This is a genomic window from Enterobacter sp. C3_dUdeg, from assembly GCF_057536195.1.
The window spans coordinates 217,459-230,292 of the sequence record NZ_BAAKFX010000005.1; the positions used below are offsets into that span (position 1 = coordinate 217,459).

Consider the following 12,834-nt stretch of genomic DNA (forward strand, 5'->3'; position numbering starts at 1 on the left):
CATCTTACTCATCCGGGTTCAGGCGACGACGGCTGATGATACGCAGCAGACGCCACAGCACCCATGCCAGCAAGACCACGCTGACCGCCGCCAGGATGGCGAGCAGAACCGGATGGTTAGCCAGCGCATACCACAGGCGTTCGAACCACGGCAGATGGCCCACGTAGTACACGTCGCCCACGCGCAGGCTATTGACGCCGGACTCACGGATCACCGACACGGATCCAAACATCGCGGCACGTTTACCGCTGTCGTTCATGGCCGTATTGAGCAGTTCATACCCGCGCGGGCTGTCCGCCAGGAGAGCCACCACGCTACGCTGTTCGTTGTAAGGTGACTGGAAGCCCACCACCGCGGCCATTGCCCCCTGAGACGTTACCGTCGTCTGCGTGCTGGCCTGACGGTCGTTCATATCCGGCATAATGCTCGGGAACTCGGTCTGACGCAGCGGCGTGTTAACCCAGGACTGGGCCGCTTTCACCAGCAGATCGATACGTTTGTCATCCTTCAGCTTATCCGGAATGGTACCGATCACCATGATGTCAGCATCTTTGTTCTGGATCTGGCTGCCATCGTCCGTCAACGTGACGTTAATCGCCGGTAATCCCGTCTGTCCCCCAACGGTCGCCATGGTATCCAGCAGGGTCGTGACCTGCCCTTCGCTTGGCGCTTTTGGCATCACAACGATGGACTCAGAGAGATCGGCCATGCGGCTGAACGGGAAACCTGCGTTAGCAAAGGCGCGCAGATCCGGCATCGCCAGGAAGTGATAGTACTTCGAGAAGTCGATGGTCGACTCATCGCCAATCACGACGTGGTTCTGTACGGGCTGGAAGGTGATGCAGTTTTCCGCCGAACCGCCAGGCGTCGGGTTCATGTACTGGAAGTCAAAGCGCAGCTGGTTTATCGCGCCCAGCTTCAGTGCCGGAATGGAGACATCCGTTTTACCGTCCAGCAGCCCCTGCAACACCGGCAGGCGAAGCATCAGGCGGTTAGTATCCTGCGTGCTTTGCAGGCTGAACGATTGCAGGAACTGGTTATTCAGGCTGATATCCATGCGCGAGCTGTCTTTGGTCGCTGGCGCGGTATAACGGTAGTTCAGATTGATATCAATGCCGTTGGTACGCAGCAGATACAGATCCGGCGGCAGATTCAGTGACAGGCTAATCGGCGCTGGCTCAAGCCCCGTCGCCTGCAGCTGTTCTTCATAGGTTTTCAGTTCGCCAAATGTCACCGCACGGTCGGTACGCACCCAGTTTGGCGCATCATAAGGTTTACGCGCCAGCAGCGGTTTGACCTCATCCACTACAACGCTGTTGCCACGGAAAAGGACGTTGCCCTGGGCAATCGCTTTTGCTGCCTGCACCAGATCTTTATCATCACGGCCAAACACCACCAGCAGCTTCACGTACGGGTTTTCCGGGTGGCTTATCATCTCAACGGTCGGCGCTTTGACGTCCGGATGATCGCGCAGGAAGGCCGGGCGTTTCGCGTTGGTCGCAAACACAATGGCATTTCTGTCCGGCAGTTTGTCATACATCGCCGGGAAGCTCTGTCCACGCCAGCCAGCACGTGAACCAAACCAGGACGCCACAATGGTGGCCGCCAGCTGCTCGGTCACGTCCGGGGATGATGCAAACACCATCGGCAGCGTGAGCGGACGGTTATCACGCGGATCGAAGAACGGAACCGGGAATGCCGAGAGATCGTTTTTCAGCGCCAGCGACTGGTAGGTCATCTGCAGCGAGGAGTTACGCCCGACGTCCATCCACAGCGTGTTGCTGGCCGGGTTTTCGCAGACATCGCGATAGTGGCCGACAAATTCCAGACGGATACGGTTAAAGTCGGTGATGAACAGCGGGTTTATCGGCACCTGCGCCTGGGTTTTCTTGCCCAGCTGCTCTTTGGTGACCGGCAGTACGTCCATCAGCTCATCATTCAGGTAGACCTTCAGCTGAGACTGCGTCGGCAGCAGAGACGGCGACGGCGTGTATTCCAGGTTCAGCACCGCATTAGAAACGACCTCATCGCTACGCATGCCAAACTCAATGCCGCCGTTAGGGTTGATGCCGCGCAGCACCATACTGCCCGGAGGCGGTGCAATTTGCGCGAAGGTCAGCTTCACGTCCCGCGACGGCGCATTGTCCGCAACGACAGGCGCATTCGCCCCCCGGACGCCCGGCATCACCTGCCCGATGACCTGGCCGTCTGCCGGCAGGGTGTTCCCCTCCGTTGGCTGGTTCGGCATGATATTTTCTGTTTGACCAGGTGCCGCGGTGACAACCGGATCGGTTGCTTGCGCGACGACAGGTACCGTTGGCGCAGGGGTTGCCGCTGCGTTACCAGGAGCTGCGTTAGCCATTGTTGCGGGGAGGACATTCATCCCCATTGCCACTGCACATAACCAGGAAAGTTTTGTTTTCATCGCGTTATCATCATTGTTGAGCCATAACCGGGTCCGCCTGCTTCGCCTCATCCCGCTCAGGACGACGAGGAATGAACGACACGACCCAGGAAACCAGCGAAGTAAGTGACCGGAAAATTAATTTCACCGACGACGGGGCGAATTCTGCAAGGTGACGATAGCCACGGAACCCCAGCTTCAGAATATCCAGCAGGCTTTCCAGAGGTTTATCTTCCGGGAAGCTGTCCTGCCAGAGAGCCCACGTATCCGCGCGGGCAAACGTACACTGCACAAAATCGATATGTTGCTTTTTGGTCAACGGCATCAGCTGCAAACCGACTTCATTGCCCGCCACGCGCACAACCTGCGTCGGGAAGACATACTCCTGCTGACCGCGCTTAAGCAGCAGGTTAACTTTCTGGCCTTCCAGCACCTTCGCCTGGCCGTTGATTTTGATTCCCAGGCCACCGTCAGAGAAGTCGTGCACGGTACAGGAGAAGAGATGGCCATCTTCACGGGCGATCGCCGCAGGCATGCAGATTTCAACGCGATGCGCACGACGAACCTGCTTGCTCTCCACCGACACCGCCACCGCGCCGCCGAGGATAATCAGGTTGTAGAAGACCCAGGCCATACTCACAAAGACGGTCAGAATTTCGTTTTCCGGGCCGTAGAAGTAACGCCAGATACCGGCGATGACGCCAACGATATTCAGCAATACCAGGAAGATATACGGACGGGAGATCACCCAGTCGACGTACTCTTCTTCCACCAGGCCGCCCTTGGCGGTGACGTTAAATTTCCCTTTGTGCGGGTTAATCAGCGCCACCATCGTCGGCGGTGCGATATACCAGGCCAGCACCGTTTCGTAGATTTCACTCCAGAAGGAATGGCGGTATTTACCCTGTATCTTCGAGTTCGTCAGGCTCGCGTGGATCATGTGCGGCAGAACAAACAGCGCAATCATCAGCGCCGGGGCGTAAATGATATAAGCGTGAAGGAGCAGGAACGCCAGCGGCGCGGTCAGGAAGATCAGCCGCGGGATACCGGATAAGAAGTGGAACATGGCGTTGACGTAGCAGAGACGTTGCGCCAGCTTGAGCCCTTTACCAATCAGTGGGTTATCGAGACGGAAGATCTGCACCATGCCGCGCGCCCAGCGAATACGCTGACCAATGTGCGCCGACAGTGACTCCGTTGCCAGACCGGCAGCCTGCGGAATACGCATATACGCAGAGGTATAGCCACGACGGTGCAGGCGCAGAGAGGTGTGCGCATCTTCAGTGACCGTTTCGACGGCGATACCGCCAATTTCATCCAGCGGCTTACGGCGGATAACCGCACAGGAGCCGCAGAAGAAGGTGGCATCCCACATGTCGTTTCCGTCCTGCACCAGGCCATAGAATAGCGTGCCTTCGTTCGGGGTTTTGCGGAAGCGGCCAAGGTTACGTTCAAACGGATCCGGCGAGAAGAAGTGGTGCGGCGTCTGCATCATCGCCAGCTCTTTCTCCTTCAGGAACCAGCCCATGGTCATCTGCAGGAACGAGCGCGTCGGCACGTGGTCGCAGTCAAAGATCGAGACAAACTCCCCTGTGGCATACTTCAACGCGTTGTTGATGTTCCCGGCTTTCGCATGCTCGTGAGTCGGACGGGCGATGTACTCGACGCCGACCTCCTCTGCGAACTGGCGGAACGCCGGACGGTTGCCGTCATCCAGGATCCAGACCTTGAGCTTGTCTTTCGGCCAGTCGATGCCCAGCGCGGCATAAATGGTGTTTTTCACCACGCTCAGATCTTCGTTATAGGTCGGTACAAAGAGATCAACAGACGGCCACTGCGCGGTGTCTTTAGGCAGCGGAACCGGCTGGCGGTTGAGCGGCCAAATGACCTGGAAATAGCCCAGCACCAGCACGATCCAGGCGTAGGTTTCGGCAAACAGCAGCACCAGGCCGCACACCAGGCTGACCGGGTCGTCCCAGTTCAGGGTTGAGGTATAACGCCACCAGATATAGCGACAGGAGACGGTCAACGACAGCACAATCAGCATCAGCGCCGAGAAGCGGCCCGGAATACGGCGGACCAGCAGCGCCACGCCCCACAGCAGGATCAGGAAGGTGAACTGCGCCAGAGGGTTGAAAGGTTGCGTAATACAGACCAGCGCCAGAATGAGTGAGAACACGACGATCACGCCGAGGATAAAACGCCGGAGGCCCGGGTGAAGATGCCCGAGCTCTTTATGGTTATCCAGATGGCTGGTCTTATCGCTTACGCTGTTGGGCAGTTTATCCAGCCACTGGTGGTAGCGCTCACGTAACTGCTGGACGCGGGAGAAGCTGCGCCAGTGCGGCGTTATTTTCTCTGAGCGGGATGACGTGACCACCAGCCAGATGGCCTGAATGAGATATCGCGCCGGATCCAAAGGACGCGGCCGGTTGGGATTAATGTGCGGATATAGCTCACTGTGCCGGGCACGTATGCGCTGCCAGCGCGGGTGTTCGAGTGGAATAAACATCCAAGCCAGAATCATCCAGAAACAACCGAGCGCGGCGCTAAATGCCGAAGCACCGTGCCGGCGGAAATGCCGGTAATGTTCGCTCAAACGCGAACTGACCGGTGGGATGAGTAACCAGCTGGCGAGACGACTCATACAGAACTCCCTGCATGCTCCGCCCTGTTGGCGAAGTTCAGCAGACACCAGTTAGCCAGCGTCAGGATCTCTTCTGCCGCCAGTGAATCGCTGCGGTATTCGCCGAGCGGTTGCTTAGACGCAAGGCATTCCGCCATCCCCTCATCACGATGGATGACAATGGGAAGCAGACGGCGCTGGCTTTGCAGCCAGACCTGATACAGATCGTCCTGGATCTGGCTGCCAATGCGCAAATCGTTAATCAGAAGGTGAGCGTTCTGAGGCAATCCCTGCTGATGCAGGCGGATATGGCAGTTCGCATCGACGTTGACGATGGAAAGTATATGATCGCATTGGGCGATTAGCTGTCGGGTCAGCGTGCCGGCGCCGTGCGGCAGATCCAGCAAGATCCACTTGTAGTGCCCCTTTTCTTTCAGGGTTTGCAGCGCCAGCGTGAACTGCGAAAACAGGCGCTGATACGCGGCTTCATTCTCGCGTTCCGTGGTGCTTAGTTGTCCAAACGGCAGCAGATCGAGCTGGGAGGTATAGCGCATCCCTGCATCCTGCCAGTCTTTATCATCAAGCAGCGCGCGGGCCCAGCCCTCTTCACGAGAAAAGTCGACGTTAAACGACATACGCAACAAATTATCGGCGCAGGCGTCAATAACCAGCACCGATTCACCTAAAAGCTGTAATGACCACGCCAGCGCCGCGGTAACTGATGTGGTACCCACACCGCCACGGACACCCTGTAATCCGAGTATGGCCATCAATGGCTCCCTTATTGTTGATGGGCGAATTCAGCTAATAACGGCCAGCGTTTAATAGCCGCGGCCAACTGTTCCCGCTGGGAAATATCGGTGTAATCTATTTCAGGTAAAGAAAAGGCCTGCGTCAGCGCCAGAAAATCGTTTTGGAATGTGTAACCCAGAGTCGAGTCGACTGGGGTTCCAGGTTCGTTATTATCCATTCTTTTTCCATCCCTTTAAGGAAAATCGCACGCTAAAGAAGTTGCGGGGCTTCCTGCCCTGACAAATTTCATTTACATGCTAAATCTGATGTTCTTTAATTTCAATGTTAGGTTTATTTCTACGCTTTCGCTAGTAAACTGAGATACAGATAAATTAGACGAAAAGAGGGACACCGTGGACTCCATATTTTCTATTGGCATCCAGTCATTATGGGACGAATTGAGCCACATGCCAGTCGGAGGAGTCTGGTGGATTAATACGGACCGTAATGAAGATGCTATCAGTCTGGTAAACCAGACAATTGCTGCTCAGGATAAGGATTCCCGCGTGGCCGTCATTAGCATGGGCGAAGATCCGAAGAAAATTATTACGCTTGAAAGTGGTCGCGGCCCCCAGACGGTGCGATTATTTTCCATGACATCGGAAGCCGATAGTCTATACTTTTTGTCCCGCGACGTTCAGTGCTCTATTGATCCGGATCACTATTTAGTGATTCTGAAATGCGCAAATAACGTCCTGCAAAATATGCCCGCTGAAAAACTGCTGCCCTGGCTGGAAAAAATCAATAAATGGGCAAAATTTCAAAATTGCACGCTATTGATAGTCAATCCCGGCAGTAATAATGACAAGCTGTTCTCACTTTTAATGGGCGAATATCGCTCCCTGTTCGGTCTGGCAAGCGTTCGTGACCAGGCAGGCAGCTATCTCTACGATATTGCATTCTGGTGTAATGAAAAAGGCGTGAGCGCCAGGCAACAGCTTACGCTGAAACATATTGAGGGCGAGTGGCACCTGGCGCAGCAGGAAGAAACCGTGGTGCAGCCGCGCAGTGATGAAAAACGCATCCTGAGCCATATCGCGGTTTTAGAGGGGGCACCCGCCCTGTCGGAAAACTGGACGCTGTTTGAATCTAACGAAGCCCTTTTCCATGAAGCCCGCACAACCCAGGCGGCAACCCTTATTTTCTCGCTGATGCAGAATAACCAGATTGAGACGCTGGCACGACAAATCCACACCTTACGCCGCCAGCGCGGAAGTGCGTTGAAAATCATCGTGCGCGAAAATAATACCAGCCTGCGCGCCACCGATGAGCGCCTGCTTCTGGGCTGCGGCGCCAATATGGTTATTCCATGGAATGCGCCGTTGTCACGCTGCCTGACGCTTATCGAAAGCGTTCAGGGCCAGCAGTTTAGCCGCCACGTACCGGAAGATATTTCCACGCTGCTCTCCATGACGCAGCCGATGAAGCTGCGTGGGTACCAAAAATGGGATACCTTCTGCGACGCCGTGGGCAACATGATGAGCAACACGCTTCTTCCTGCAGACGGAAAAGGGGTCATGGTTGCCCTGCGTCCTGTACCGGGTATTCGCGTTGAACAGGCTCTCACCTTATGTCGCCCGAACCGTACAGGGGACATCATGACCATTGGCGACAATCGCCTGGTGCTGTTTTTGTCCTTCTGCCGGGTAAACGATCTCGATACGGCGCTTAACCACATCTTCCCTCTGCCTACAGGGGATATTTTCTCGAACCGTATGATTTGGTTCGAAGATAATACGATTAGCGCGGAGCTGGTGCAGATGCGTGCGCTCCAGCCTGAACAATGGGTTAAGCCGCTCGCTATCAAGAGCGATGCCAAACCGATCCTCAATGCCAGGCATGATGGACACGTCTGGCGTCGGGTTCCGGAACCCCTTCGCTTATTAACAGACAACGCGGAGAACGCATCATCATGAACATCAGCGATATCATTCAACTGGTTATATTCTGTGCGCTGATCTTTTTCCCGCTTGGCTACTATGCGCGCCATTCCATCCGCCGTATCCGTGATACGGCCAGAGTGCTGTTTATTAAACCTCGCTATGTAAAACCAGCCGGAACACTGACACGGGCATCACACGTCAAGGCAGACCGAAAACATGACTAATTCTACCTATACCGCTTCGTCACCCTCGCCGCTCTGGCAATACTGGCGCGGCCTTTCCGGCTGGAACTTCTACTTTCTGGTGAAGTTTGGCCTGCTGTGGGCAGGCTATCTGAATTTCCATCCCCTTCTAAACCTCGTGTTTATGGCCTTCCTGCTGATGCCGCTGCCGAATATCAGGTTACATCGCTTGCGCCACTGGGTCGCTATACCTGTCGGCTTTGCGCTGTTCTGGCATGATACCTGGCTACCGGGGCCGGACAGCATTATGAGCCAGGGGTCGCAGGTGGCGGGCTTTAGCGCCAGCTATGTCCTCGATCTGACCGAGCGTTTTATTAACTGGCAGATGATTGGCGCGGTATTTGTGCTGCTGGTTGCCTGGCTGTTCCTGTCACAGTGGATCCGCGTCACGGTGTTTGTCGTCGCGATTATGATCTGGCTTAACGTGCTGACGCTGGCTGGGCCGAACTTTTCGCTGTGGCCTGCTGGTCAACCGACCACCACGGTGACCACCACAGGGGGAAGCGCGGCGGCAACCGTCACAACGGCAGGCGATACGCCTGTGGTGGGCGATATCCCAACCCAGACCGCACCGCCTACTTCTACAAACCTGAACGCCTGGCTCTCCAGTTTCTATACCGCGGAAGACAAGCGACAGACTAAATTCCCGGATGCGCTGCCGGCGGATGCTCAGCCGTTTGAACTGCTGGTGATCAACATCTGCTCTCTCTCCTGGGCCGACGTGGACGCCGCCGGTTTGATGTCTCATCCGCTGTGGTCACACTTCGATATTCAGTTTAAAGATTTCAACTCTGCCACCTCGTACAGCGGCCCGGCGGCGATCCGCCTGCTGCGTGCAAGCTGTGGTCAGACATCGCATAAAAACCTGTATCAACCCGCCGGCAACCAGTGTTATCTGTTCGATAACCTCGCAAAACTGGGCTTTACGCAGCACCTGATGCTGGGGCATAACGGCCAGTTCGGTAACTTCCTGAAAGAGGTGCGCGAACAGGGCGGCATGCAGGCACCGTTAATGGATCAAACCGGTCTTCCCGTCTCTCTGCTGGGCTTCGACGGCTCGCCCGTTTATGACGATACTGCCGTCCTGCAGCGCTGGCTGCAGACCATCGAAAAAGACAGCAATCCACGCAGCGCGACGTTCTTTAACACCCTGCCGCTCCACGACGGTAACCATTTCCCGGGCGTGAGCAAAACGGCTGATTATAAAGTGCGTGCGCAGAAGTTCTTTGACGAGCTGGACGCGTTCTTCACGGAGCTGGAAAAATCGGGCCGTAAAGTGATGGTGGTTGTGGTACCTGAGCACGGTGGTGCGCTGAAAGGTGACAGAATGCAGGTCTCGGGTCTACGTGATATCCCAAGCCCGTCCATCACTAACGTGCCTGCCGGCATTAAATTCTTTGGGATGAAGGCACCGCATCAGGGCGCACCGATTGAGATTACACAGCCAACCAGCTATCTGGCGATCTCAGAGCTGGTTGCCCGCGCCGTTGACGGGAAGCTGTTTGTGGAGGATAGCGTGAACTGGGATCAGCTCACCAGCAACCTGCCGCAAACCGCAGAAGTCTCAGAAAACGCTAACGCAGTCGTCATTCAATATCAAAACAAACCTTACGTTCGCCTGAACGGCGGGGATTGGGTACCATATCCGCAGTAACACGGTATGACGTCCCTCTCCTCATCGGGGAGAGGGATAATGTCGACATTATTGCTGGGCGATCCACACCAGCATTTTCAGACTTGCCGAATAATAGTCGTCTTTAGAGGTGATTTCGGGTTCACCGGAAGACTGCCCCATAGTGAAATCACGTACAGCCAGCAGGCCGCCTTCCATCATGTAGGGCGCATATTCGTTGGTCGTCACGTTAACCCAGGCGGGCGTTTGTTCCCGGGGAAACTGTCCGAACCAGGCCTTCCACGGCGTCAGCAGCGGGCTTTGCTTATCAGACCAGGCAACGTACAGCGGAACACGAATCGCGTCATAGCTCATTCGCGGCGGCCAGCCTTTTGCGGGAGCCAGCTTTCCACCTGATGCCAGTGAAACCCAGTCAGTGGGCAGATTCGCTTTACCCGAGCCCATTTTCCCCAGCAGGCGTTTCCCGTCCTTAATCAAATCGCGCCAGACCGGCAAATGACTGCGTCTGGAGAAGGCCTGCCAGGCCGGAAACACGAAATAGGAAGGATTAAGGACCACTTCACCCTCAAGCTTAAACCCCTGGACGCCGGGCAGCATTACGCGGTAACCGGCATAGCGGATCACGCTGTGGTCAATCAGTGCTTTGGTAATTGCATCCGATGCAGCGCTGTAGCGCTTGTCATGCCAGCGGGCGTCGGCTTTCAGCAACGCCCAGGCAATCAGCACGTCGCCATCTGCAGCGTTGTTTTTGTCGGCGACCGGGTTGGACTCTGCGGGGTTATAGCGCCAGTAAAACAGACCATTTTCTTTGTTCTTCAGCTGACTGTCTGTCCATTGCCAGAGCTTATCGAACGTGGCTTTATCGTCGTTAGCCACCGCCATCAGCATGGCAAAACCCTGACCTTCCGTATGCGACACGCCGCCATTACCGGTATCAACAATGCGGCCTTCCGGTTTGAAAAAGCGGGCCTTGTAACTCTCCCAGGCCCGATCCGCATGAGAGAGAGGCGAAAACAGCACACTCATCATGACGGCCAGCGTTGCGCAGACGGGTTTTCGCATAATTAACTCGATCCGGTTATTCGGCACTTCGCAGTGAAATCTCACCGCCCATCCAGGGTTTGATCACGCCATCCTGCTCCAGGAGCAGCGCGCCCTGTGCGTCAATACCGCGCGAAGTTCCGTAGATCTCTTTATCACCAATCAGCAATTTCACCGGGCGGTTGATGAAGTTATCCAGCTTTTCCCAACGAGACAGGAACGATGCCAGCCCTTCCTGCTCAAAAAGCGTGAGTGAACTGCGCAACTCTTTAATCATACGCACGGCAAGGGTGTTGCGATCGATGACGATCCCCGCCTCCTGGAGGTTAGTCCAGGCCTGATTCACCACATCATTTTGTACATTGCGCATTACCATGTTGAGGCCTGCGCCGATGACGATTTGCGCCGCATCGCCCGTTTTTCCAGTCAGTTCGACCAGAATACCGGCAAGTTTACGATCGTTGAGGTAGAGGTCATTAGGCCATTTAACGCGTACTTTATCCGCCCCCAGATCGTGCAGCACTTCCGCCATGACGATGCCGATGACCAGACTCAGACCAATGGCAGCGGCCGGGCCCTGCTCGAGTCGCCAGTACATGGACAGATAGAGGTTAGCGCCAAATGGCGAAAACCATTTGCGACCGCGACGGCCGCGACCGGCCTGTTGATATTCAGCAACGCAGGCATCGCCGGATTTCAGCTCAGCCAGACGATCCAGAAGATACTGGTTCGTCGAATCAATCACCGGCAGCACCGCAACATTGCCGTGTCCGATCTGACTGCGGATCGCTTCTTCATTCAGCAATTGAATCGGCTCCGGCAGGCTGTAGCCCTTTCCGGGAACCGTGAACACATCAACACCCCAGTCGCGAAGCGTCTGGATATGTTTATTGATAGCAGCACGGCTCATGCCAAGCTGTTCACCCAGCTGCTCGCCAGAATGAAACTCGCCGTCAGCAAGGATGCTAATCAGGGTTAAGGGAACGGTATTGTCCTTCACGCGATAGCCTCCACGGCATTAACTTCACCTGTGCAGCCAATGAAGCGAACTTCTGGCTCCAGCCAGACGTTAAATTTTTCGCTCACACGCTGACGAACATAATGAGCCAGCTGTACAACATCATCGCTGGTCGCATCGCGCTGATTAATCAGCACAAGAGCCTGCTGCTGGTGAACGGCAGCACCGCCTACTGAAGTGCCTTTTAGCTGGCATTGATCGATAAGCCATCCCGCGGCAAGCTTCACGCTGCCATCCGCCTGAGGGTAATGTGGTGCGGCTGGCCATCCTTCAAGAAAGGCTTTTGCATTTTCGCTGCTGATAACCGGGTTTTTGAAGAAACTGCCAGCGTTTCCGTTTACTTTTGGATCGGGAAGTTTGGTCATCCGCATATGGCAAACGGAATCAAAAATGTCGCGGGCGGTTACGGTAGCCGGATCGAGACGCGTTAAATCCCCGTAGGTCAACACGGGCTGCCAGTCCTTCGACAGGCGCAGGCCCACGGCAACAATCACGTAGCGATCCTGATATTCATGTTTGAAAATACTGTCACGATAGCCAAACCGGCACTGTTCCGCCGTTAAACGCTTTGCCGTTCCGGTCGCCAGTTCGATGCAGTCGACATATTCGCAGACATGTTTCAGTTCGATGCCGTAGGCACCGATGTTTTGAATAGGTGACGATCCGGCGCAGCCTGGAATAAGCGCAAGGTTTTCCAGGCCCGGCATCCCTTTTTCGAGGGTGAATTGCACCAGATGATGCCAGTTTTCACCGGCCCCCACGTGCAGGTGCCAGCTGTCGGCACGCTCTTCCACATCAATTCCCATGATGCGGTTAACGATCACCGTTCCCGCAAAATCATCGAGAAACAGGACATTACTTCCTTCGCCCAGAATCAGTACGGGTTCGTTATTTTCAGTTGCGCTTTGCCATGCATCCAGCAGTTGCTGTGCAGTATCGGCACGTACAATTTGTTTAGCATTGCGTTGAATGCCAAATGTATTCCAGGGCTTAAGGGAGTGGTTCATAGACGCTATCCTGATGCAAAAACGCAGGTAGTTTACCGTATAAGCAGGGCGTTGGGGGATTAGTTTGTGCAGCGTATAAACGCAAAAAGGCCATCCTTGCGGATGGCCTCTCTACTTAATTTGATGCCTGGCAGTTCCCTACTCTCACATGGGGAGACCCCACACTACCATCGGCGCTACGGCGTTTC

Annotated in this window: 10 protein-coding genes; 3 read left to right on the forward strand and 7 right to left on the reverse strand. The window is 55.3% G+C overall.

Annotated elements, in window-relative coordinates; translation table 11 throughout:
• Positions 1–4: 4 nt before the first annotated feature.
• The 4 genes from bcsB to bcsR are packed head-to-tail and all read right to left on the reverse strand — an operon-like array spanning position 5 to position 6,000.
• Positions 5–2,425: a cellulose biosynthesis cyclic di-GMP-binding regulatory protein BcsB gene (gene bcsB, locus AC27FC_RS14800; RefSeq protein WP_094934854.1), complete on the reverse strand. Its 2,421-nt coding sequence runs from the start codon at positions 2,423–2,425 to the stop codon at positions 5–7.
• Positions 2,426–2,435: 10 nt separating this feature from the next.
• Positions 2,436–5,051, reverse strand: a complete 2,616-nt coding sequence (gene bcsA, locus AC27FC_RS14805; protein ID WP_196355101.1) for a UDP-forming cellulose synthase catalytic subunit — start codon at positions 5,049–5,051, stop codon at positions 2,436–2,438.
• Positions 5,048–5,800 (reverse strand): cellulose biosynthesis protein BcsQ, encoded by a 753-nt coding sequence (gene bcsQ / locus AC27FC_RS14810; RefSeq protein ID WP_029740463.1) that lies wholly within the window; start codon positions 5,798–5,800, stop codon positions 5,048–5,050. Before bcsQ ends, bcsA begins: the two co-directional genes overlap by 4 nt.
• 11 nt (positions 5,801–5,811) lie before the next feature.
• Entirely contained in the window at positions 5,812–6,000 is a 189-nt protein-coding gene (bcsR, locus tag AC27FC_RS14815; RefSeq protein ID WP_008503237.1) for a cellulose biosynthesis protein BcsR, read from the reverse strand.
• 175 nt (positions 6,001–6,175) lie between these two features.
• Here bcsR and bcsE point away from each other — a divergent pair, with 175 nt between their 5' ends.
• Genes bcsE through bcsG form a run of 3 tightly spaced genes read left to right on the forward strand, consistent with a single transcriptional unit; the run spans position 6,176 to position 9,601 of the window.
• Positions 6,176–7,738: a cellulose biosynthesis c-di-GMP-binding protein BcsE gene (bcsE, locus tag AC27FC_RS14820; protein ID WP_196355100.1), complete on the forward strand. Its 1,563-nt coding sequence runs from the start codon at positions 6,176–6,178 to the stop codon at positions 7,736–7,738.
• Positions 7,732–7,929 carry a cellulose biosynthesis protein BcsF gene (bcsF, locus tag AC27FC_RS14825; protein ID WP_024908822.1) on the forward strand — a complete coding sequence of 66 codons (198 nt, stop codon included), beginning with the start codon at positions 7,732–7,734 and terminating at the stop codon, positions 7,927–7,929. The genes bcsE and bcsF overlap by 7 nt, the downstream gene beginning before the upstream one ends.
• A complete protein-coding gene (bcsG, locus tag AC27FC_RS14830) occupies positions 7,922–9,601 on the forward strand; it encodes a cellulose biosynthesis protein BcsG (RefSeq protein ID WP_033146878.1) in 1,680 nt (559 codons plus the stop codon). The genes bcsF and bcsG overlap by 8 nt, the downstream gene beginning before the upstream one ends.
• A 48-nt stretch (positions 9,602–9,649) precedes the next feature.
• On the opposite strand, the gene AC27FC_RS14835 is transcribed toward bcsG, so the two are convergent.
• Genes AC27FC_RS14835 through murB form a run of 3 tightly spaced genes read right to left on the reverse strand, consistent with a single transcriptional unit; the run spans position 9,650 to position 12,646 of the window.
• Positions 9,650–10,642: a family 8 glycosyl hydrolase gene (locus AC27FC_RS14835; RefSeq protein WP_094934852.1), complete on the reverse strand. Its 993-nt coding sequence runs from the start codon at positions 10,640–10,642 to the stop codon at positions 9,650–9,652.
• Between the two features lie 16 nt (positions 10,643–10,658).
• Positions 10,659–11,621 (reverse strand): bifunctional biotin--[acetyl-CoA-carboxylase] ligase/biotin operon repressor BirA, encoded by a 963-nt coding sequence (gene birA, locus AC27FC_RS14840; protein ID WP_094934851.1) that lies wholly within the window; start codon positions 11,619–11,621, stop codon positions 10,659–10,661.
• A complete protein-coding gene (murB, locus tag AC27FC_RS14845; RefSeq protein ID WP_094934850.1) occupies positions 11,618–12,646 on the reverse strand; it encodes a UDP-N-acetylmuramate dehydrogenase in 1,029 nt (342 codons plus the stop codon). Before murB ends, birA begins: the two co-directional genes overlap by 4 nt.
• Positions 12,647–12,834: the final 188 nt, after the last annotated feature.

Bases quoted from the DNA above. Each gene is read 5' to 3' on its own strand.
- bcsB (WP_094934854.1), bottom strand. From the start codon at position 2,425: ATGAAAACAAAACTTTCCTGGTTATGTGCAGTGGCAATGGGGATGAAT.
- bcsA (WP_196355101.1), bottom strand. From the start codon at position 5,051: ATGAGTCGTCTCGCCAGCTGGTTACTCATCCCACCGGTCAGTTCGCGT.
- bcsQ (WP_029740463.1), bottom strand. From the start codon at position 5,800: ATGGCCATACTCGGATTACAGGGTGTCCGTGGCGGTGTGGGTACCACA.
- bcsR (WP_008503237.1), bottom strand. From the start codon at position 6,000: ATGGATAATAACGAACCTGGAACCCCAGTCGACTCGACTCTGGGTTAC.
- bcsG (WP_033146878.1), top strand. From the start codon at position 7,922: ATGACTAATTCTACCTATACCGCTTCGTCACCCTCGCCGCTCTGGCAA.
- AC27FC_RS14835 (WP_094934852.1), bottom strand. From the start codon at position 10,642: ATGCGAAAACCCGTCTGCGCAACGCTGGCCGTCATGATGAGTGTGCTG.
- murB (WP_094934850.1), bottom strand. From the start codon at position 12,646: ATGAACCACTCCCTTAAGCCCTGGAATACATTTGGCATTCAACGCAAT.